This is a genomic window from Serratia sp. DD3, from assembly GCF_000496755.2.
Genome location: NZ_AYKS02000092.1, coordinates 53,171 through 75,303 on the forward strand (window position 1 = coordinate 53,171; position 22,133 = coordinate 75,303).

The 22,133-nt window shown below is 48.2% G+C and carries 15 protein-coding genes; 9 read left to right on the forward strand and 6 right to left on the reverse strand.

Features of this window, described 5'->3' with window-relative positions; translation table 11 throughout:
• Positions 1-7: 7 nt before the first annotated feature.
• The 9 genes from IO95_RS18760 to IO95_RS18800 all read left to right on the forward strand — a co-directional run bounded on the left by IO95_RS18760 (position 8) and on the right by IO95_RS18800 (position 12,229).
• Entirely contained in the window at positions 8-760 is a 753-nt protein-coding gene (locus IO95_RS18760) for an SDR family oxidoreductase (RefSeq protein WP_023489363.1), read from the forward strand.
• 24 nt (positions 761-784) lie between these two features.
• Positions 785-1,612: an outer membrane lipoprotein-sorting protein gene (locus IO95_RS18765; RefSeq protein ID WP_023489364.1), complete on the forward strand. Its 828-nt coding sequence runs from the start codon at positions 785-787 to the stop codon at positions 1,610-1,612.
• Entirely contained in the window at positions 1,612-3,012 is a 1,401-nt protein-coding gene (locus IO95_RS18770; RefSeq protein ID WP_023489365.1) for a hypothetical protein, read from the forward strand. The genes IO95_RS18765 and IO95_RS18770 overlap by 1 nt, the downstream gene beginning before the upstream one ends.
• A complete protein-coding gene (locus IO95_RS18775; protein WP_023489366.1) occupies positions 2,987-3,982 on the forward strand; it encodes an ACP S-malonyltransferase in 996 nt (331 codons plus the stop codon). Before IO95_RS18770 ends, IO95_RS18775 begins: the two co-directional genes overlap by 26 nt.
• Positions 3,979-5,016 carry a hypothetical protein gene (locus tag IO95_RS18780; RefSeq protein ID WP_023489367.1) on the forward strand — a complete coding sequence of 346 codons (1,038 nt, stop codon included), beginning with the start codon at positions 3,979-3,981 and terminating at the stop codon, positions 5,014-5,016. Before IO95_RS18775 ends, IO95_RS18780 begins: the two co-directional genes overlap by 4 nt.
• A 542-nt stretch (positions 5,017-5,558) precedes the next feature.
• The gene (focA, locus tag IO95_RS18785; protein WP_023489368.1) at positions 5,559-6,422 is read left to right on the forward strand and encodes a formate transporter FocA; all 864 of its coding nucleotides are present in this window, start codon (positions 5,559-5,561) and stop codon (positions 6,420-6,422) included.
• Positions 6,423-6,481: 59 nt separating this feature from the next.
• Positions 6,482-8,764, forward strand: coding sequence for a formate C-acetyltransferase (gene pflB / locus IO95_RS18790; RefSeq protein WP_023489369.1), 2,283 nt, complete (start codon positions 6,482-6,484; stop codon positions 8,762-8,764).
• Between the two features lie 402 nt (positions 8,765-9,166).
• The gene (gene pflA, locus IO95_RS18795) at positions 9,167-9,907 is read left to right on the forward strand and encodes a pyruvate formate lyase 1-activating protein (protein WP_023489370.1); all 741 of its coding nucleotides are present in this window, start codon (positions 9,167-9,169) and stop codon (positions 9,905-9,907) included.
• A 297-nt stretch (positions 9,908-10,204) separates the two neighbouring features.
• Positions 10,205-12,229 (forward strand): tetratricopeptide repeat protein, encoded by a 2,025-nt coding sequence (locus tag IO95_RS18800; RefSeq protein WP_023489371.1) that lies wholly within the window; start codon positions 10,205-10,207, stop codon positions 12,227-12,229.
• A gap of 254 nt (positions 12,230-12,483) precedes the next feature.
• Here IO95_RS18800 and IO95_RS18805 read toward each other — a convergent pair whose 3' ends face one another.
• The 6 genes from IO95_RS18805 to IO95_RS18830 all read right to left on the reverse strand — a co-directional run.
• Positions 12,484-13,755 carry a tetratricopeptide repeat protein gene (locus tag IO95_RS18805; protein ID WP_023489372.1) on the reverse strand — a complete coding sequence of 424 codons (1,272 nt, stop codon included), beginning with the start codon at positions 13,753-13,755 and terminating at the stop codon, positions 12,484-12,486.
• A gap of 195 nt (positions 13,756-13,950) precedes the next feature.
• Positions 13,951-16,437, reverse strand: a complete 2,487-nt coding sequence (locus IO95_RS26160) for a TolC family protein (RefSeq protein ID WP_023489373.1) — start codon at positions 16,435-16,437, stop codon at positions 13,951-13,953.
• Positions 16,438-16,441: 4 nt separating this feature from the next.
• The gene (locus IO95_RS18815) at positions 16,442-17,620 is read right to left on the reverse strand and encodes an HlyD family type I secretion periplasmic adaptor subunit (protein WP_081878587.1); all 1,179 of its coding nucleotides are present in this window, start codon (positions 17,618-17,620) and stop codon (positions 16,442-16,444) included.
• A 308-nt stretch (positions 17,621-17,928) separates the two neighbouring features.
• The gene (locus IO95_RS18820; protein WP_023489375.1) at positions 17,929-20,160 is read right to left on the reverse strand and encodes a type I secretion system permease/ATPase; all 2,232 of its coding nucleotides are present in this window, start codon (positions 20,158-20,160) and stop codon (positions 17,929-17,931) included.
• Positions 20,161-20,695: 535 nt separating this feature from the next.
• The gene (locus IO95_RS18825; RefSeq protein ID WP_051791284.1) at positions 20,696-21,643 is read right to left on the reverse strand and encodes an OmpA family protein; all 948 of its coding nucleotides are present in this window, start codon (positions 21,641-21,643) and stop codon (positions 20,696-20,698) included.
• Positions 21,644-21,791: 148 nt separating this feature from the next.
• On the reverse strand, positions 21,792-22,133 hold a 342-nt coding region (locus IO95_RS18830; protein ID WP_037386539.1), incomplete at its 5' end, for a type I secretion C-terminal target domain-containing protein.

Here is a 22,133-nt window from a genome sequence, read left to right on the forward strand (position 1 = left end):
AAAAGAGATGTCAAAAGGACAAACTGTACTCATTACTGGCGCTGGCCGTGGCATTGGCATGGCTATCGCTGAAAAGCTGGCACAAGAGGGCTACGATCTGATCCTCAACTACCGCAAAGATCAAGGAAAAAGTGCCGCCAACCTGCAACGTTTTGTAGCAGCAGAAACCAGGGTCAAGGTGACATTGGCTAAAGCGGATATCGCCGAACCACGTGATATCAGTGAAATGATGAAAAAGCTGCGCCAAGAGGGTATCGAGCGGATCGATCACCTCGTGCTGAATGCCGCCGCTGCGCCGTTCAAACCCTTTATGGAGATGACACGCAATGACTGGAAACTGTTGCTCAATACCAACTTGATTGGCAACACCGCCTGCGTCCAGGAAATAGTGCCGATGATGACTGAAGGCGGCACAATTTGTGCAATTTCTAGTCTGGGTAGCCGGCGCGTATTACCAAATTACCCGCTCGGCATTGCTAAATCAGCGTTGGAAAACCTGGTGAGCTACCTGGAAATAGAACTGTATGACCGCAAGATCCGAGTCAACGGTATCTGCGCTGGGATGGTGAATACCGATATGATGCCGTTCTTGAAAGAGCTGTGGCCAGAGATGTTCGAGCGCTACGAAAGTAAACCACGTCGTTGGCTGGTGGAGCCGGAAGAAGTGGCCAACATCACTGCTTTTTTGGTCTCTGACCAGTCAAGCGCGATACGTGGTGCCACCCTGATGGCCGATCTTGGCATGACACTTGAACCCTAAGTATTATCAATAAGGATTATAACGATGAAACGTCAACTCGCTGGATGCCTAATACTTTTGGGCCTTTCAGGTCTAGCTCAAGCAGCAGAACAAGTGCCGAGTTCACTTGAACGTGACCAATTGAACAACCTGACTCAGGAAGATCAGCGTGCGCGCGAAATTATCCGCCGCGCCGATCGTGTGCGCGCACCGGATCAACCTTTCCGTTACACCTTAACCCTGCTCGAACATAAAGGAGGGCGTGACGTGACAGAGAACCAGCAGGTGCTGGATGTCTCCATGCGTTTCTACAAACCTTCTGAGCGGGTAGAGAAAGGGGATGCACGAGCACTGGTACGCTTTGTCTCTCCAGTGCGCGACAAAGGCAAAGCCTTGCTCTCCGACCTGGACAAAATGTGGTATTTCTCCCCTGATCTACGGCGTCCGATCCCTATCTCACGCCAACAGCGCCTGATGGGCCAGGTCTCTAACGGTGACGTGGTGGCCGCTGACTTCGATTATTCCTATATCTCCAAGTTGGTGGGTGAGGAAGCCTGTGGGGAGAAAACCTGTTACAAACTTTCATTGCAACGCCGCTGGCCCCATGTCACCTACCCGGCCATCACTTATTGGGTAGATAAAGAGACTGGCTTCCCCAACCGGGCCGATTTTCTTTCTGCCGATGGCGTCTTGCTCAAGCGTTCCTATTATCGCGATTTTCAGCAGGTGCTGGGCAAAATGCGGCCAACGACTATCGTCGTAGAGGATGCTCTGCAAAAAGGTAACTACACGACCATGCGTTATAGCGACGTCCGTTTGGAATCGTTGCCGGAAAGTTACTTCCAGAAAGAGTATCTGATGAGACTGAATTAATGATGGCGACTAACTGGCTTTCCGTTACCGGTATGCTGTTGTTAGCTGGCACCTACAGTGATGCCAGTTGGGCAGTTGATTGCCAGCTACAACGTGGTTATGCGGGTATTGAGGGGGTTTCCTCCCATACCTCTGCCTCGTTGTGGCAGTTCGACAGTCCGGCGTTTCGTAATAACACCGCTGCCAACCTGTACCTTTCCAGTGTCGGGCTCTGTAAATTGACTGACACCTTCAGCGTCAAGGCGCAAGCCAGTGGGCAATATGTTGCCCATGCCCGTCAGCCGGGAACTCTGGAGGATAAACGCCGTCAAGGGTTTGGCGTTATCAACGAGGTGGTCGGCAGCTGGAAAGCCAGTGACAGTTGGTACATCGATGCCGGTAAGATACGCAAAACCAGCGGCTATCTGTTCTCTGTTGCTCCCCTTGATTTATCGCGCAATATCATTGGCAACATACGTAACGTCCGTATCTTCGGCCTAGCGGATCGTTGGCGTAATTTTTATGATGAAGGCGCTTATGGTGTCAGCAATTCATTGTATCGCAATGAAGGCACCTACACACTGGCGGCCTTTCCGCGCTTGAAGCGTAACACTCAGCGCCAGGAAGCTGCCTCTGAATGGGATCCGCTGCAGCGGACCAACAGCACCGACAGATATTATGCCAGCTATACCGCCACCGGGTTGAAAACCTTCAACCCGACCATATCCGTACTTGTTGGCAACCAGAAAACGCTGGCAATCGGCACCAGCGGCAACCTGACAGATAAGCTGATCCTCAGTGTTGAAGGGTCGGTTTCTCATGGGCAGACCTGGCGTCATCTGGACACCGCATCAGCACGTGCCATACGTGAGTATCGTTCTGTACAAGTGCCATACAAAATGCGCTCTGACGGTGCTCAAGCAGACATCGGTGCTGGTTTACGTTACACCAGCGACGATCAAACCGAATACGGCGCGGAATATTACGGCCAGAGTCAAGGCTACAGCCGCAGTGAGTGGAAGGATAACTTCGATACTATCCGTTTCGTTAATGGCGGTTATGCCAATCCACTACCGCCAGAGATTGCCGCACTTTATCGCGCATCCTATCAACTTTACTCCCGCATGATGGCGGCAGAAACCGACAATGTTGCCCGTGGTGGAAATCTGCTCGGAAAGCACTATGTCACACTTTATATCCGCACCAATAAAGGACAGGTTGGCAATATCGACTGGTCAGTCTCTGGCATGGCCAATCTGGCGGATGGTAGTAATATGCTGAATCTGCATTTAAGCACGCCGTTAAAAAACAGTATTGAGGTTTATACCGGTGTTGCAGCCAGTTTCGGCAGCAAGGACAGTGAATTTGGCACCTTCGGAGAAAAAGGAAATATCTATGCAGGTATACGAATCAATTGGTGATACAGACATCACCACTAATATGGCCCAAGGTTGGATGATGATCTTCCCTGGCCAGGGCTCCCCAGTCATCGGCATGGGCAGCGATGTTTGCGACATCTCAGCCGGTACCAGAGCAGTATGGGACTGTGCCAGCGATGTTTCTGGGCTGGACGTGCGCAAGCTGTGTCAGAAAGGGCCGATGACGCGTCTGACTAAAACCGTTTACCAACAGTTGGCTGTCACTACTGTTAACACAGCGATGTTGACATCGTTACGTGAGCGTGAACCGGTGTTAGAAACTGGCTATGCTGGGCACAGTGCCGGGGAATACACCGCTCTCTATGCTGCTGGAGTGATGGATTTGGAAACGCTATTCCGTGCTATTACGTTACGCGCAAGCATCATGCAAAATCTGGCCGAACAGCGCAAAGGGGCGATGTATGTGGTCAAACCTTACAGCTATAAGGCACTATGCGAGCATATTGACAATCTGGATCTGTGGGATGTATTGAATGTATCCTGCGATAATGGGCGGCAACAGCAAGTGGTTGGTGGTGAACTGACAGCGGTAAAGACGCTGATCAACCATCTCACGCGTAGCGGGGTGAATACTATCAAGCTAGGCGTCAATGGTGCCTGGCATACGCCGTTGATGAGTGAAGGGGTAACTCAGATGCGTGAGGCATTGGCTAGCCTGCCCTTCTCTTCACCCACCCGCCCAGTGATCATGAACTATAGCGCTAAAGTGGAAAATGACGTGGCCCAGATCAAAGAAAACCTGGCGCTGCATCTTACCCATACTGTACGTTGGCGTGAAAGCATGGATCAGTGGGCACAAATGGGGTACTGCCGCTATCTGGAGATCAGTAATAAGAAAACCCTCAGCCATCTGCTCGCAGAGCATTATGGCTCTCGCGAGGATTATAACATCCAGCACTATTACCATATTGTGGGCAGTCAACTCCAGCAAGCGGGGTTAAGGGCCGCATGATCCCAAGATTTGCTCCTTTTAGTAAAAAATACCTACGGGTAGCGATAATACCTGTGGTGCTGACCTCCAGCATTCTGACTTCGTCATTGATTCGCAATGCGATTGACATCACCTTGCTGGAGATTATCACCGGGTTAAGCGCGATTTGTCTGTCCATCGTCTGGACCATGATGCGCGATGGCCGGGGCTATTGGGCATATAGCATATTTACCGCACGGGCTTTCGAAAGCCCGGAAGTGCTGGCGGGCTATACACAGCGTAATATCGAGGGGATGGCTAAATTACTATACCGACCTTTTTGGGCTTCTCTGGTGACCCTGAGCTTGGTGGTCGCGTTAAGCTGCCTGATTTGGCTGGGCGGTGCAGACTGGCGCTATACCTTGATTGCGTTACTTGGCGTTGTGATATTGCCTACCTTGATGCTGATCCAGCTAAATAAATCGATCCCGTTCAATATCATACTCGCGTTAAACTCCTACAACGATATCAATGCTTATCGCCCCCGGCAACGCAGCCTGCCAGGCTATGTGGCTGAAGATTTGTTATTGAGCCTGCTGATAAACTTCGCCTTGGTATTTCCCATTGCTCGTAAACCCGCATTTAGCCTAGCCGCTGGCTACTCAGACCCTGCCTTTGTCATCGCGTTTATGATCCTCATGGGTATCGTGATACTGTTTATGTTGGCGTTTGCCAGCCGGTCAAGACGTTATGTGCTATTCGGGGAAATATTGAATGGTACGCTAGATACTGACACGGCACCGTTTGCTCCCTGGTCATTCACCAGTAAACTGACTCGCTTTAAACGTGCTCTAATCTGGTTGTTGGCTACGCTGTTATGGAGCATCGTGATCTGTCTGATTTTTGCTGCTTGGCATATCACACCACAATTTATTCCGCTCTATCTCTGCGCACTGTTGCCGCTCCTGGCAGTCTATTGTGTGGAGCGCTATCAGACTCTATACAGTAATTTCAATGAAGCACTGGAAATGCGTAAACGTCATCTAGCACATGCCAATCCTAAGGCAATAAAATGACGATATAATGCAGTAGCAATATACTCGCCACTAGAGAAGGTGCGGCCTGCTTGGTCGCACCTCACTGATAAATATACCTGTCATCAACAAAGCTGCAGCGGTGTTGGCTGCAGTTGTTAACCTCTTCCCTGAGGCATCCCGCATTCAAATCCGCTCCTTGACGATTTATCTCTCACCCTGAGTTCATCTAGTTGGCATGTGACTAGCGCTTCCCATCGCTTGCTGATGATGTTATTAATTTTATGCACACATGAAATATTAATTAATTGTCAGAAGAGTAAATCCCATTTCAATAACAATTGATACAATACATTAACTATTTAAAATAGTTGCTCAGGGTTAAATTCAAATTTTTTTGTAAACATTAAAAAAAGTTTTCTTATTTAAAATCAATTAATTAATACCATAAACCCTACAAATCATACGCTTTTTAACCATTTTAGTTTTGCGGGTTATGATCTACATCAATTTTTGCCCTATACTGCTTTGCTAGTATCTTCGTGTTTAATGTTTCATTTAAATTCTTAAGAGCGAGAGTAAGTTTGAGAGCTGGCAACCCCTTTGATATGTTGTTACCTGCTGATATGGCAAAAGTTGCCGAAGATGTAGGTGTTTATAAAGCAACTAAGCACCCGCTAAAGACCTTTTTTTTAGCGATATATGCTGGTGTATTCATTTCTATTGCTTTTGTTTTTTATATCACTGCCACTACCGGTACTGCTGGTGTTGTTCCTTTTGGCCTGGCAAAACTGATAGGCGGGATTTGCTTTTCCATGGGGTTGATGCTGGTTGTCGTCTGTGGTGCTGACCTGTTTACCTCCACCGTTTTGACGGTAGTTGCCAAAGCCAGCGGCCGCATCACCTGGGGCCAACTAGCCACCAACTGGTTAAACGTTTATATTGGTAATTTACTTGGCGCTCTGTTCTTTGTCGCTTTGATTTGGTTTGCTGGCCAACATATGGCAGCCAACGGTCAATGGGGTTTGAATGTTTTACAAACCGCTAACCACAAATTACACCACACTTTTACTGAAGCAATTTTTCTTGGCATTCTGGCTAACTTAATGGTTTGTTTGGCCGTTTGGATGAGCTATTCAGGGCGCAGCCTGACAGACAAAGCCGTTATCATGATCCTGCCAGTGGCAATGTTTGTTGCCTGTGGCTTTGAACACTGTATCGCCAACATGTTTATGATCCCGATGGGTATCGTGGTTAAGTATTTTGCTACCCCAGAATTTTGGCAAACTGTTGGGGCAACACCAGAACAATTTGCTCATCTGACCGTAAACAGTTTTATTATGGACAATCTGATCCCCGTCACTATTGGTAACATTATTGGTGGTGGCCTGCTGGTTGGGTTGAGTTACTGGGTAATTTATCTGCGTGGTGGTGAACAGAAGCATTAATTCTGTTCGCTGGCATGGCACGGGTTTAACAAAAAATCCACATTAGAGGTAGGTATATCATGACCGAACTTAACGAAAAATTAGCAACTGCTTGGCAAGGTTTCACTGAGGGTGATTGGCAGAAAGAAGTCAACGTACGTGACTTTATCCAAAAAAACTACACTCCTTATGAAGGTGACGAAGCCTTCCTGGCCGGTGCCACCCAAGCGACCACTACACTGTGGGACAAGGTGATGGAAGGGGTCAAACTGGAAAACCGCACCCATGCGCCAGTTGATTTCGATACCAGTGTTATCTCTACCATTACTTCTCATGATGCTGGCTATATTAATAAAGACTTGGAAACCATCGTCGGTTTGCAGACAGATGCACCACTGAAGCGTGCATTGATCCCGTTCGGCGGCATCAAAATGGTTGAAGGTTCATGCAAGGTTTATGGCCGTGAACTGGATCCACAAGTGAAGAAGATTTTCACTGAATATCGTAAAACCCACAACCAGGGCGTATTCGATATTTACACCAAAGATATCCTGAACTGCCGTAAGTCTGGCGTGCTGACCGGTCTGCCTGATGCTTATGGTCGTGGTCGTATTATCGGTGACTACCGCCGTGTGGCTCTGTACGGTATCGACTTCCTGATGGCTGACAAGCTGAACCAGTTCAAGTCACTGCAAAGCAGATTTGAAAATGGTGAAGACCTGCAAATGACCATGCAGTTGCGCGAAGAAATTGCTGAACAGCACCGTGCACTGGCTCAAATGAAAGAAATGGCCGCCAAATATGGTTATGACATTTCTGCTCCAGCCCAAACTGCCCAAGAAGCGGTACAATGGACTTATTTCGGTTACCTGGCTGCAGTTAAATCCCAGAACGGTGCTGCCATGTCATTTGGCCGCGTATCTACCTTCCTGGACGTGTTTATCGAGCGTGATATCAAAGCCGGTAAACTGACAGAAGAGCAGGCTCAGGAACTGATTGACCACTTGGTCATGAAGCTGCGTATGGTTCGTTTCCTGCGTACCCCTGAATACGATGAACTGTTCTCTGGTGACCCAATCTGGGCGACCGAATCTCTGGCAGGTATGGGTGTTGATGGCCGTACACTGGTCACCAAAAACAGCTTCCGTTTCCTGAATACCCTGTACACTATGGGGCCTTCACCAGAGCCAAATATGACCATTCTGTGGTCTGAAAAGCTGCCGCTGAACTTCAAAAAGTTCGCTGCGAAAGTGTCTATCGACACCTCTTCCCTGCAATATGAAAACGACGATCTGATGCGCCCTGACTTCAACAACGATGACTATGCCATTGCTTGTTGCGTCAGCCCGATGGTTGTTGGTAAACATATGCAGTTCTTCGGTGCTCGTGCCAACCTGGCGAAAACCATGTTGTACGCCATCAACGGCGGCGTTGATGAAAAACTGAAAATACAAGTGGGTCCAAAAGAGCCACCGATGATGGATGAAGTGCTGGACTATGACAAAGTCATGGAACGCATGGATCACTTTATGGATTGGTTGGCCAAGCAATATGTGACCTCGCTGAACGCCATTCACTATATGCATGACAAGTACAGCTATGAAGCTGCGCTGATGGCACTGCATGACCGTGACGTTTATCGTACCATGGCTTGTGGTATCGCTGGTTTGTCGGTGGCTGCCGACTCCCTGTCTGCTATCAAATATGCCAAAGTCTCCACCATCCGTGATGAAGACGGCCTGGCCGTTGACTTCAAGATTGAAGGTGAATATCCGCAGTTCGGTAACAACGACTCACGTGTTGATGATATCGCTTGTGATCTGGTAGAACGTTTCATGAAGAAAATTCAGAAACTGCATACCTACCGTAATGCGGTACCGACTCAGTCTGTTCTGACCATCACCTCTAACGTGGTTTATGGTAAGAAAACCGGTAACACCCCAGATGGTCGCCGTGCCGGTGCGCCATTCGGCCCAGGTGCCAACCCAATGCATGGTCGTGATCAGAAAGGTGCTGTTGCCTCTCTGACCTCAGTGGCTAAACTGCCGTTTGCTTATGCTAAAGATGGTATCTCTTACACCTTCTCCATCGTTCCTAATGCGTTGGGTAAAGATGATGATGTGCGTAAAGCCAACCTGGCGGGTCTGATGGATGGTTACTTCCACCATGAAGCTTCCATCGAGGGGGGGCAACACCTGAACGTTAACGTCATGAACCGTGAAATGCTGCTGGATGCCATGGAAAACCCTGAGAAATATCCTCAGTTGACCATCCGTGTTTCTGGTTATGCGGTGCGTTTCAACTCGTTGACTAAAGAGCAACAGCAAGACGTGATTACTCGTACTTTCACTCAGTCGATCTAATCACTGCGTCTTGACAGGGGGAGTTTATCTTCCCCTGGTAAAATAGACTTGGGCCGGATATTCCGGCCCTTTTAGTAAGCGAAATTGAGTAAACGAAATCTATTCCGGGTACGCTGCCAGAGCCTTAATCCCGCGCCATTTAAGCGATCTTCGCCTAACTTCTCTGAATCTGCCGAATAATGTCCCCCTGCAATAATCATAATGGTGGCTGACGATGACAAAAGCTATAACGCGACGGACGGCAGAAAGAGGTATACTACAGCAGTAATCGGCGTGTACCCGGGCAACCCATCGCCCTACTCGTTACTCCGGCCGCTCCGTTATGGTATTACGGTTTCTGTCTGGGGGTAACGAGCCTATTTTAGGTTGCGTTTGACAGTCAATATTGGAGAACACCCTGCAATGTCCTTAAAAGGTCGCATCCACTCTTTTGAATCCTGTGGCACCGTTGATGGCCCGGGTATCCGCTTTATTGTTTTTTTCCAGGGTTGCCTGATGCGCTGCCTCTACTGCCATAACCGTGATACCTGGGACACTCATGGCGGAAAAGAAGTCACCGTTGAAGAATTGATGACGGATACCGTGTCTTATCGCCACTTTATGAATGCCTCTGGCGGTGGTGTCACCGCATCAGGTGGTGAGGCCATTCTGCAAGCAGAGTTTGTCCGTGATTGGTTCCGTGCCTGCCAGCAGGAAGGGATCAGTACCTGCCTGGACACCAATGGTTTTGTTCGCCGTTATGATCCGGTGATTGATGAACTGCTGGATGCTACCGACCTGGTGATGCTTGACCTAAAACAGATGAACGATGAGATCCACCAGGTTCTGGTTGGTGTCTCTAACCAGCGCACATTGGAGTTTGCCCATTATCTGGCGAAACGTAATCAACGCACCTGGATACGCTATGTGGTCGTTCCAGGCTGGTCTGATGATGACGCATCAGTCCATATGCTGGGGGAATTCACCAAAGATATGAGCAATATCGAAAAGATCGAACTGTTGCCTTATCATGAATTAGGTAAACATAAATGGATCGCCATGGGGGAGGAGTACAAACTCAGTGATGTACATCCACCGAAAACTGATGTGATGGAGCGTGTAAAAGGGATCCTTGAGAGCTATGGCCACAAAGTGGTTTACTGAGGCCCTACTTTCTCCGACACCCGAGTTCCATAACGTGACAAAACACAACGCTGGCTCTCCCCTTTAGCCTGAGGCTTGAGCCCAGTCATGGGTCACAGAGTCAGCGACTAGATGCACAAATACGTTGTGACCAGGGCGAACGACAAATCCGCCTGCGGGCTGCCGCCGGCGGATTTAAATGACGCTGGCGGTGGTGCGGGGTGGACCTCATGAATGAGGCGCCTAACGCTAGCCAACACCACTGGCCCTGACGTATCACGGTATAACTCCTTTTCCTCTTTTTATCAGGAAATCACGATGGCAAAACGTTTTAGCTGGCCGATAAAATCTAACCCTGTTCATGCTGCTTATCAGGCAGCATTTTCTTTACATCAGGCGGGGAAGTTGCAGGAAGCAGAAAGAGGCTACCGCCAACTACTACGCTCTTCACCGAATCATACCAGTGCTTTGCACTATCTGGGGGTTATCTGTTTGCAAACCCAGCGGCTAGAAGAAGCGGAGACGTTAATCTCACGTTCGTTGCAACAACAAGAAGATGCTAGCGCTCTGTTAAACCTTTCATTGGTGTGCCAGGCGCTTAATCAATCTGAACGCGCGATGACATTACTTGAACGCGTTTTAGCGCTGACGCCGAATAATGCCCAGGCTACCAATAACCTGGCCAATGAATACCTCAGGCAAGGTGAGGTTGCTCGTGCCCTCACGCTGTATCGCCGTGGTACAGAACTTAATCCAGGGTATCTATTAAACTGGATGAATCTCGGCGTCTGCTTGCGTAATGAAAATCAGTTTGACGAGGCGGAAACTGCATTACGCCAAGCGTTAGCACTGGATCCTCAACATTATCAATCTGCTACGATTCTGTCTTCACTGCTGGAAAACCGCAAACAGTGGGCCGAAGCGATTGCGCTCTGCGAACGGGTTAACGATATTGCCAGCCTGTGCAGACTGAAGCGGAAATCTGCTGATTGGCAAGGGCTCGATACGCTGGAGGCACAATTACACAATCTGGTGGTTGCCGAACACCAGCAAGAGATCGACCCACATACCTTGATTAATTATCCGTGGCTCACCCGCGAGCTTCACCGCAATGCAGCTCGCCAGTTTGCACAGATACGTTGGCCAATGCAGTTAGCAAATCCATTGCCACACCCTGCTCACCCTACCAATGCGCGCCTCAAGATTGGCTATCTTTCGGCAGATTTTTTCGATCATGCCACCATGCACCTGCTGGCTGGCGTGCTGGAGGCACATGATACCGAACGCTATGATATTCACCTCTATTGCTACAGCCCAAAAAAAGCACCGGACAAGTACACGCAACGGCTAGCAGACAGCGGTTTACCCCTGCATTACCTGCGTGGCATTAGCGATAAAGCTGCCGCACAACAGATCATGGCGGATAACGTTGATATTTTAGTCGACCTGAAAGGTTTCACCACCTACACGCGCTTGGGCATCACCGCTTATCGACCCGCACCGATAACCGTGAGCTGGCTAGGCTATCCTGGATCACTGGGCCACCCAGCGCTGGCGGATTATATTATCGGTGATGCTCAGGTTACACCGGTATCTCATGCTGGTGACTATAGCGAAACGCTGGCACTTATGCCGGATAGCTATCAGCCAAACGACCGCAACCGCCCACTTCCTGCCCCACCTAACCGTAAAGATGTTGGTCTGCCAGACAATGCAGTGGTCCTGTGTAGCTTTAACCAAATAGTAAAATATAGCCCCGCTCTATTTACGCTGTGGAGCCGGGTGCTGAATGCGGTGCCCAATACGGTGCTCTGGCTCCTGGAAGGCAATTCACCAGTCGTTACTGATAATCTTCGCCGTGAAATGGTTGAGCGGGGTATTACTACCGAGCGGATTATTTTTGCACCTTTTATGAAACTTGAGCAACATCTGGCCCGCTTACAACTAGCGGATATCGCACTGGATACCTTCCCTTGTAATTCGCACACCACCGCCAGTGATGCATTGTGGGCAGGGGTTCCATTAGTGAGCTATACGGGTGAAACTTTTGCCTCGCGTGTCGCCACCAGTCTGCTACATGCGGCTAATGTTCCCGAATTAATCGCTGCCGATGAAAACAGCTGGCTGCAATTGACCTGCGAACTGGCGAACGATGCCGAAAAGCGTGCAACGCTCCGTCAGCGCTTAATTGCTGGGCGGCAAACCTCTGCACTGTTCGATACCCAACGTTTCACGCACAATCTTGAACAGCTCTACGATGCCATGTGGGCCCAACGGGATCAGCCCCGCGAGCAACGGACGACGCTTGTTTTAGAGAAAGATGATTGTGTTAGAGGAAGATGATCGTGTTAGGGGAAGATGAGCATGTAGGGGAAGAGATCGTGCACGGGCAATAAGCCAGGCTTAGTCACTTAGCCAAGCTCACTCTACTGGCAAGTACTTGCCGCTAGAGTGAGCCTTAAGGATGAAGTGAAAATGCTCGCCATACTTCTCTCGGCTTTATTGATGACGGGGATATGCCCGTCAAACTGGCAGTTTCACCTCACGACGTCAGGAAAACGGGTTAACTCGTGTTTTCCTGACGTCGTAGAGGCCGCTCAATCGATATTTTTAAGTTGCCATTCGCCTGCAAGAATATGATCAAGCATAAAGAAAGGCATGTATTCACGCCAAGTATGCTCTTTCACCACACTGGCATATTGGCATAGGCTATTGCTGTGCTGATCCAAGACTTCCCACCGCTGTAATTCACCCTCTTCTTTGCTGCTAGCGAGGCCGGCCAATTGATAGCTGACATTACTGCCAACATGAAATTTATTGGTTTTCCAACGGATTGGCGCATGGGGAGGGAAAGGTTGTGCTTGATAGAACCCAAACATATCATCGTGACTGAGCAAACTCTGTCGGATGGTGGGCCAGAGCTGCTGACGCATAAAATATTGATCGACAAAACGACGATGATTATCTTGCTTACTCAAATAATCACTGACCTGTACAGGAATTGAAGGCAGATTAGCATTATGACAACCGCCCCACATCCCGGCTAACAGCAGTTCAGTATGGGTAAAGTAATCACGCATATGGTGATACCAATAATCACTCTGCAACCACGCTTCAACCGCCCCTTGCTCTCGCTCTGAGAGCAACGAATCAGCATCACGAATAAGATAACGTTTGACTTCGGGGTCATCCAGAACCAGAAAACGCCACATCAGTGGTGGGACATTCTGGTGCAAATCCCCTGCAACTTTTATCACTTTAGCGCCGGTATCCAGCAAACGCTGCTGCACCGGTTGGGGCACCGTATCATCCAGATAAAAACGGCAATGCCAACCAGGGAACAGCTCTTTGCTCACTTGCGCGTTCATAATCGCACTTTCACAGTAACGCACCTGTGAACCAAAAAGAGTAAATGAGATGGCATTCTCTTGCGGATTATGGGGATTAAACGCAGGCGGATGGGATTCGGGCAGAGGATAAAGCTGGCCACCACCAAATATCTTATCCCCCTGCTCCAGTGATATCAAACCATAGTGTTTCACTTCATCGGGGCGATTCGTCCAACCGCAAGCCTCCGTCAAACCATCAATCATGGTGGCCGGGAGAGCCTCTAATGGCAGACTTTGAAACAATTTTTTATAGGTTTTATAGGCTTTTTCATGTTCTTGAGTTCGCATTAAACACAAGGCATAGCTGGACAATACATCAGGATTACGCGGCACCAAACGCAGTGTCGTTTCTGCAATTACTTTCCCTGCGGCATAATCATCATTCGCTATTGCGGTACGATACTGTTGCGCAAGATGGTTAAGCCGTTGTTCCTGACTATGAGACTGAGCTATTGATTTTTTTTTCTGGAAAGGAAGCATAGAATTAAATTTGCCTCAGACTGATCAATGATGATGGCGATGCTTACTGCCTGTACTGGGTGGCAGTAAGCACCCTGCTAAGATGCTTCAACGTTATGATGAACCGCCTTATTGAGGTTCACCCAACGGGGAAAAATGCAAATGCATCGCTACCACCCTGTTACTTGAAATCGGTTAGGTATAGTCCCGTTTAGCTTACCTTTCCAACCAGCTCAGTAACATTGCGGCGCTGGCAATCACATTAATGTTCGCAACGTAACCATCATAACGATTATTAATCGCTGATAGCTGGTTGTTAAAATGATCGTTTTCTGCCGTGAGTACATCCAGCAAAGTCCGCTTGCCGAGGTGATACCACTGATCATAAAACATTTGCCTAACTCGATCGGTCTCTATAGACAAACGGTCAAAATCTTGTGCGCGTAAAAACGAAGAGTCACGAGTCTGGACCAAATTATTGATTTGATATTCCAAATCTCGATAGGCAGTTTCATACTGTTGTTGAGCACCCGTCGCTTTAGCCAGCGCAGCCTGCTGAGCCGCTTTCTGTGAGCCACCGCTAAACGCATTCCACTGAACATTCACGCCGGTATACCAGCCTGTTTCATTACCATTGATATCTTTTGCGGTATTCTTGGAAACCACCAAATTAAGTTGCGGCAACCCCGCAGCCTTAATACTGTCAGCCTCAGATTCAGCCGCCTTGGTTTGTGCCTGCAATTTCAGCAAATTGGGGTTTTTTGCCAATGAGGCGATCGCCGTTGATGCCGGGACCATAGAATCTTGCCAGGAAATATTTTCAGGTAAGTTGGGTTCTACCCCCAATAAGCGCACCAGCTTGATGCGGCTTACACTTAATTGGTGTTCAATATCGTCTAAATTTGCACGGGCAGATAATAGTTTGGCTCTCGCCTGAGTAAACTCACTGGCACGGCCTTGGTCTGCTACCGTAATCTGCTCTAACATATCGGCCAGTTGCTTCATTCGCGTCATATAAGCTACTGCTACAACACGACTTTCCTGATAGCGCGCGAGATTTATCAATTCTGAGACAGTATTATACGCCAGCATCTCTTTGGTATAACTTCTCGCATTAACCGCCGCCGTCACCCCTTCTTCTGCGCTATCAACTTGATGGCTTATCTTGCCCCAATCATAGATAGGGGTGACCACTGAGACATTGCCACTGGTATCATTGGCATTGGAGTTATTTCGCTGTAGGTCTGCGCTGCCCCCTTGGGTCGCCAAGGGTGTTGATACCCCAACCTGAACCTGCGGCCAGCGCTGACCTTTGGTTTGATCAACATAATAACCTGCGGCCAGAACATCTGCGTCAGAGGAACGCACTTCTGGGCTGTGCATCAATGCCATCTTCACCATTTTACGTAAAAAGGTATGAGATGAAGCATCGCTTTTCCCGGCGTAAACGTTATCTACCACATTACCCGCATCACGCTGGTTACTTTCAGTATTTGAACGCACTTTGTCATAAGCCGGGTCTGGCTGTAACGGCCGCGGGAAATAGTCGCCACTACTCTTCTGCTCTGGCTGCTTGCTATCTGCGGTTATTTCATTTTTGATATAAGCATCGCTACGCAGATTATTGCGGTCAACCATCTTGGACTGCGGTTCACCCTGAGTGACATCCCCAGATTGACTATTTGCTGCCTGGCTATTTACTGCCTGACTATTTACTGCCTGACTATTTGCTGCCTGAGTCGGTTGGCTGTTAACTGAGCTTGTCTCGCCTTTCCCAGCATAAACGTTATCTACCGCATTATCCGAGGCACGCTCAATTTCAGCAGTACTTAAACGCGTTTTGTCATAAACCGGCTCTGGCTGAAACAGTTTCTTGCTTTGAGAAACCGTGCCCTGCTGTGCTGGCTGTTTGTTGTCTGTCGATATTTCACTCTTGATATCAGCGTCAGCACGCACACCATTAGGTTCCACTACCTTGAGCTGCGGTGCCCCCTGAGTGACATCTCCTGACTGACTATTTGCTGCCTGAGTCGGTTGGCTGTTAACTGAATTTGTTTCGCCTTTCCCAGCATAAACGTTATCTACTGCATTATTTGAGGCACGCTGAATTTCAGCAGCACTTAAACGCGTTTTGTCATAAACTGGCTCTGGTTGAAACAGCTTCTGGCTTTGAGAAACCGTACCCTGCTGTGCTGGCTGTTTGCTGTCTGTCAACATTTCACTCTTGATACCAGCGTCAGCACGCACACCATTAGGTTCCACCACCTTGGGCTGCGGTGCACCCTGAATAACATCTCCTGCCTGACTATTTACTGCTTGAGTCGGTTGGCTGTTCACTGAAGTTGGATACGCACTACTCTCTGTTGAACTCTCTGAGTTACTGGTCAATTTAGGCGAAGGCGTGCTTGAGACGCTAGGTGAAGTTGCGTTGGCTGCCCCATCGGCAACAAATTGCGACTGACTGTTAGCCCCAGATTGACCGCTCTCTTTAACCTGCTCCACGCTTTGCGGCGCTGAAGGTTTCAGATTAGATTTCTCAACATACTCCTCCTGGGTCACCATAGGCGGTAATGAATTAATATCATTGTCGCTCTCCCCTGATAAGGAGGACTGTTGGTCAATTGCCAGGCTAGAAAAAGGTAAACATATCGCTATTGCCATGGCTATTTTCAACCGACGAAACTCACTCTGCTTCTTTGCCATCCGCTTATCTCTCTCTAAATGCTTCACGTGCTTTTAAGACAGGTTTCAATATATAAGACAAAATTGTCTTTTCACCTGTTCTAATTTCCACATCAGCGACCATGCCGGGCATAATCGGAAACGTTTTATCTTTCATATGCAATGCAGCTTGGTCGGTACGTACATAGACTCGATAATAGGTTGAGTCTCCACGGCCCGCACGTGCTTTTTCTTCATCGACCAAGGTATCAGAACTAAGATGTTCCACTACCCCAGACAAACCACCATAAATGGCATAGTCATAAGCAGTAACTTTCACCGTTGCAGGTAAGCCTGGACGAATAAAGGCCACATCAGCAGGCTTAATCTTGGCTTCAACCAACAGATTATCCTCCAAAGGAATGATCGTCATGATCTCAGCCCCTTGAGCGATAACACCGCCTATGGTGGTGGTATGAATATTATTCACCGTTCCACGCACTGGCGCGACAATGGTGGTGCGCTGCATGACATCCTGCCGACCACGCAATACTTCCTGGGTCTGAGCAAGTTCCGACTCAGCCTTATTCAGCTCATTATTGGCCTCAGAACGAAAGCGGTTGATACGATCGACGATTTGCAGTTGGAACTCATTGGCCTGGCGACGTAGCCGTAGAATTTCCACATCTGACATCAGCCCTTTTTGGGCTAATGGCGCAGAAAGTGAGACTTCATTCTCAGCCAAAGAAAGACTTTTCTTCAGCGCTGCAACGCTATCGTTAAGCGTTTTCAACTGAGCGTTATGGGCTTTGGTTTCGTCTTCAATAATAGAAGGATCGGCCTGCACTTCCGGAGGAAATACTAATTCAGTGTCATACGCTTGGGCGCGTAATCTGGCTATAGTTCCTTTAAGGGCTAATACTTTTGATAAAGACTCACCATAGCTGGCCCCCGCGCGGGTCGGGTCCATTTTCAGCAGAACCTGCCCCTTTTCGACAATGTCGCCTTCACGGACATTCATTTCAGCCAGAATCCCACCTTCCAGGCTCTGAATAACCTGCTCGTGGCTAGCGGGGATGATTTTACCTTCACCACGGGTGACTTCTTCAACCTTGGCAAAATGTGCCCATACCAAGGCAACCACCAACACAATCAAGATAAGATAAAGCATGATCATGCTGAATGGCGTTTTTTGTGAAATCAACGCCGCCTGCAGATCATTCATAAAATGCAAGTCATCAGGCTCTATCTTTCCAGTGTGTTGCAGGTTATTGCCATCCTTTTTTTTCTTGCTGTTAACTTTATCTGGCTGGTTCACGGTTTTTATCTTTGCCTCATTATCTGCTATCGTTCCATCACCATTATTGCTGTAATCCGCATTATCTGGGCCGGCTAATGCCACGTCATCCTTGTTCATCCATTGTTCCTTGTCAGTGTATTACCATCATTTTCAAGGTATAACAGTATGAACTATCTGATCTTGAAATCGATTGGATGCCATTGCAGGTCACCACTTAATGGACATTTATTCTGCTAACTGCCCGCTGCAGCTTTCTGCGCATTCTTCTCGCCATTGGCACTCAGCATGGCAATCACTTGATCTTTAGGACCATCAGTCATCACATGTCCGTCATCCATAACAATCAGACGATCAAAAATACTCAGCACGGACATACGGTGCGTCACGATAACCAAGGTTTGTCCCTCAATCGCTTTTTGCAATTGTTGAATAAACTTGTTTTCTGTCAAGACATCCATTGAACTGGTAGGTTCGTCCATCAGTAAAACTTTAGGTTTCAGTAATAAACAACGCGCCAAGGCAACCAGTTGTCTCTGCCCACCGGAAAGGCTATTCCCCATCTCACCTACGGGCATATCATAGCCCAGCGGGTGCTTAGCGGCGATGCGATCCAACCCTGTCATCTGGGCAACGCGCAAAAACTCTGCTGTAGTGGCCCCTGGATTACCTATGGTGACATTAAAACGTAAGGTGCCACTAAAAAGGCGGCAATCCTGGCCTACATAACCCACTGCGGCACGCCAATCTGCAGGATCAACCTGGGTCGCATCAACACCATCGATGGAGAGCTGACCGCTACGCTGTTGATAAATCCGCGCCATCACCCGTAGCAATGTCGACTTACCACTACCAATGCTGCCGATAATCGCTACGCGCTCACCAGCTTTGATGGTGATATTGATATTATCCAAAACGGCGGGTGGCACCATCATTCCAGGGACCGGATAGGCGAATGCCACCTTTTTCAGCGTCAGATTGCCATCAAATTTGGGTGTTGGCAGATAATTAAATGTTGGATCGCGTTCCGTAGGCAGTGCCATTAACTGGTCAAGAGACTTTAACGCGGTTTTTGCATGCTGATAGCGCAGCGCCAACCCAACCACTGCCGCCAGCGGTGCCAGTGAACGACCTGACAGAATGACCACCCCTATCATCGCCCCCATGGTCAGTTCCCCAGCATGAATCAGGTAGACACCAAAGACCACGATAGCCACTGTACAGGCTTGCTGCATAAAGGTGACGAAATTTGAAGTCAAGGCTGAAAGATAGCGGGTTTTCATCGAAGAAGCGGCTGCCAAAGCACTGATATCATCCCAGCGTTTTTGCATTACCCCATGCCCTTGAGTGGCTTTCAGTACTTCCATCCCCTCAATAGACTCAATCAACATCCCTTGTTTTTGGGATATTTCACGAATATTTTCAGCCATATAACGGCTTAACGGCCATTGAATGACCACACTGACCAACAAAATAATCGGTACTGCCAAAAGTGGAATGATCGCCAATTGTCCGCCTATCATATAAATGACAAACATGAACAGAATACAGAATGGCAAATCCGAAAGTGTAGAAAGCGTGGCGGAAGTAGCAAAATCACGCACTGCTTCAAAATCACGCAATTGGTTCGCAAATGTACCAGTTGATTGCGGTTTACTTTCCATCCGCATCGCCATCACTTGCCGGAACAGCTTGGCACCGACAATCAAATCAGCTTTTTTACCGGCGATATCGATCAAATAAATACGAACTTGGCGTGAAATAAACTCAAAGATGACGGCAATCATCACCCCGATGGCCAATGACCATAATGTGACATAGGCCTGGGTCGGGATCACCCGGTCATAAACGTTCATGGTGAAAAATGTGGTGGCCAAGGTGAGTATATTGGCCAGCAATGCCGCAGTTGCCGCACTGTAAAAATAATGGCGATAACGCCACAAGGTGGAAAACAGCCAGTGACTTTCACGGGTCGACTCTGGCAATATTTCATCGTCCTGGCGTGATTCCAGTTTTGGCGTCGGACTCGCCGCCATCACATAACCAGAAGCTGACAGATCCTTCTCTGAGAGTGTCACCGTGCCACCGCTTTCAGGTGCCACAATCTGGTATAAGCTGTTGGCCTTTTGCCCGGTTCTGGCGGTAACGATACAATAAGTGCCATCATTACGCGCTACAATCACCGGGAATAAGTAAGAAGAGAGTTGCGAAAGGTCACGCTTAATCCAACCAGCTGAAATGCCCACTTGCTCCAGCATGCGCAACGCTAACTCGGGCTCTAACTTATCGCCCCGTGGTAAACCGGCGTAAAGCACTTCTGGGCTGTTTACTTTGTTATAGTGCTTACACAACCACTCAACCGCCCAAAGCAACGAGTCTCTGCTGTGATCATCAATATTATCAAACTCCAGTGAATGCATCACCGAGGTCTCCGTTGCCTCTCCTGGTTCCGGCAGTTGTTTACTCATAATCTTTCCCTAGTTTTACTTAGACTTTAATTAAATCGTGTAAGAAAAACATGTGTATAACTGTGAACGTCTAGTCTGAATCTATCAGAAAACGATAGAGCATAGGCGGTAATTTATCAAATTTAGCAAGCTACTTCAAAAGTTTGCTAAAGAGAATAGGATTCTTCTGTAAGTTAAATCAATCGTAGTAACGCATTGGAATTTTCACCTGAGTAATACCTTCCAGTACCTGCACATTAATATAAATAGGGTGTGTATACTACACTAAGTACAGTGTAACAGAGATGCATCTCTGAACCAAAAATCCCGTTTAAAAAAGTGTAATAAAGATAATAGAAGTATTAAAACTATCACTTGCTATCAAAAGTCAGCAAAATTGATGACGCATAGACTCTTAAAGGAGGGGCAAAGCATAAACCAAGTCGGCATATACCCGCCACCATCAAAGCAACGCACTGTTGCAGGCGTTGCTCACTCATCCAACAGTTAGAATGGCGACGGGCATATAAAGACTATAACAAACTGCTATTCACTACTATTTAACAACAATATCTACCCGACGACCCTGGGCGTTACAGCTACTATCTTGATGCTTGGCATTGGCTACACACTGCTCAGCATCTTTGGCGATCCCCATACCACTGGTATGAGTGATCAAATTTTGATTAACGCCGGCACGGATCAGTGTATCGCGAACCGTATTTGCCCTGGCCTGTGACAAGCGTTGGTTTGCTGCCGCATTACCAATAGCATCGGTGTAACCAATTAACTGAATGTCAGAGACGTTATTCCCTTCCTTAAGGAAGGTTATGACATGGTCCAATTTAGCTTTTGAGGCCGGTAAGATTGAACCATACTGACTTTTGCCGGTAGGAAAATGGAGACTTTCCTGCAACAACACGGCGGTACCACCCTTAACGTATTCGCAGGCTTTCACTTGCTTCGCGCGATTAATAATGCGCGACTGTAGACGCATAGATTGCAAATCCGCCTCAGCCACAGAGCGTTTAGCTAACGCTGTCGTGGTCCCGGTCTCACCTGGATTAACCACCAGGAAATAGGTCGTTGCACCCTGGGTTTTCAGTTGATGTTTGGGGGTCCGTTTACCTTGATACAACGGTTGGTCCTGGAAGTAGGACTCAATGGCGTGCCCACCAGGGACAACACAAAAGACCGTATACTCGCCAGGCAATAGTACCGATTGCAGTTGACGATCCACATAAACCGTCGCAGGAAGTTTACCTTCAGGATAGTAGAAGACAATTTGCGACAACTCCGGCACAACCTCTCCGACAGGACGATAACCGTTTGCAATGGTCCCTGAACCAGCGGTCTGCCCATTGGCATCTAACACCGTAGACACCGTATTGTTATGCCCACCAGAGAGTCCCTCCTGCGCAGAAGCTGGTAAAGAACACCATCCGCTGGCTAACATTAATGACACGATAGTGGCGTACTTGAATTTATTACCAAGAGCTTTCATTAAAATCTCCATGCAGGGCGATATCTCATCCATCAATATCAATAAATTGCTGGCGTTGTCATCACCCTTAATTAGGTCATCTGTAATCTGTTGATCAGCTATGCAAAAGAGCCCACAGTGTTTCCCCTGTGGGCCCCCATCTTATTGATTAGACAATAATTTGGTTATTTTGCAACAACGTTTCCAGATCAGTCTGGACATTAGCCAACGTAATGACATTGGTAAAGGCGTTCGCATTGCCTGAACCATCGCGATCAATACTGATCACCGTGTCATAGCCGACGTTCTCCACCTTCAGGTACTTAAGAATACCTTGGGAAGAGTAGTCCAATTCTATCTTGTCATCATCCTTGAAGAAGGAGATTGAGCCGTTGTAGTCCAGCAGATCGCTCAGGTCAATCAGGTCCGCATCACTGTCAGTCACCACGTCACCTACATGGAAGCCATGGACGATATCGCTGCCATTACCGCCGGTGCCGTCAGTTTCCAT

Bases quoted from the DNA above. Each gene is read 5' to 3' on its own strand.
- IO95_RS18760 (WP_023489363.1), top strand. From the start codon at position 8: ATGTCAAAAGGACAAACTGTACTCATTACTGGCGCTGGCCGTGGCATT.
- IO95_RS18765 (WP_023489364.1), top strand. From the start codon at position 785: ATGAAACGTCAACTCGCTGGATGCCTAATACTTTTGGGCCTTTCAGGT.
- IO95_RS18770 (WP_023489365.1), top strand. From the start codon at position 1,612: ATGATGGCGACTAACTGGCTTTCCGTTACCGGTATGCTGTTGTTAGCT.
- IO95_RS18775 (WP_023489366.1), top strand. From the start codon at position 2,987: ATGCAGGTATACGAATCAATTGGTGATACAGACATCACCACTAATATG.
- IO95_RS18780 (WP_023489367.1), top strand. From the start codon at position 3,979: ATGATCCCAAGATTTGCTCCTTTTAGTAAAAAATACCTACGGGTAGCG.
- pflB (WP_023489369.1), top strand. From the start codon at position 6,482: ATGACCGAACTTAACGAAAAATTAGCAACTGCTTGGCAAGGTTTCACT.
- pflA (WP_023489370.1), top strand. From the start codon at position 9,167: ATGTCCTTAAAAGGTCGCATCCACTCTTTTGAATCCTGTGGCACCGTT.
- IO95_RS18800 (WP_023489371.1), top strand. From the start codon at position 10,205: ATGGCAAAACGTTTTAGCTGGCCGATAAAATCTAACCCTGTTCATGCT.
- IO95_RS18805 (WP_023489372.1), bottom strand. From the start codon at position 13,755: ATGCTTCCTTTCCAGAAAAAAAAATCAATAGCTCAGTCTCATAGTCAG.
- IO95_RS26160 (WP_023489373.1), bottom strand. From the start codon at position 16,437: ATGGCAAAGAAGCAGAGTGAGTTTCGTCGGTTGAAAATAGCCATGGCA.
- IO95_RS18815 (WP_081878587.1), bottom strand. From the start codon at position 17,620: ATGAATGATCTGCAGGCGGCGTTGATTTCACAAAAAACGCCATTCAGC.
- IO95_RS18820 (WP_023489375.1), bottom strand. From the start codon at position 20,160: ATGAGTAAACAACTGCCGGAACCAGGAGAGGCAACGGAGACCTCGGTG.
- IO95_RS18825 (WP_051791284.1), bottom strand. From the start codon at position 21,643: ATGAAAGCTCTTGGTAATAAATTCAAGTACGCCACTATCGTGTCATTA.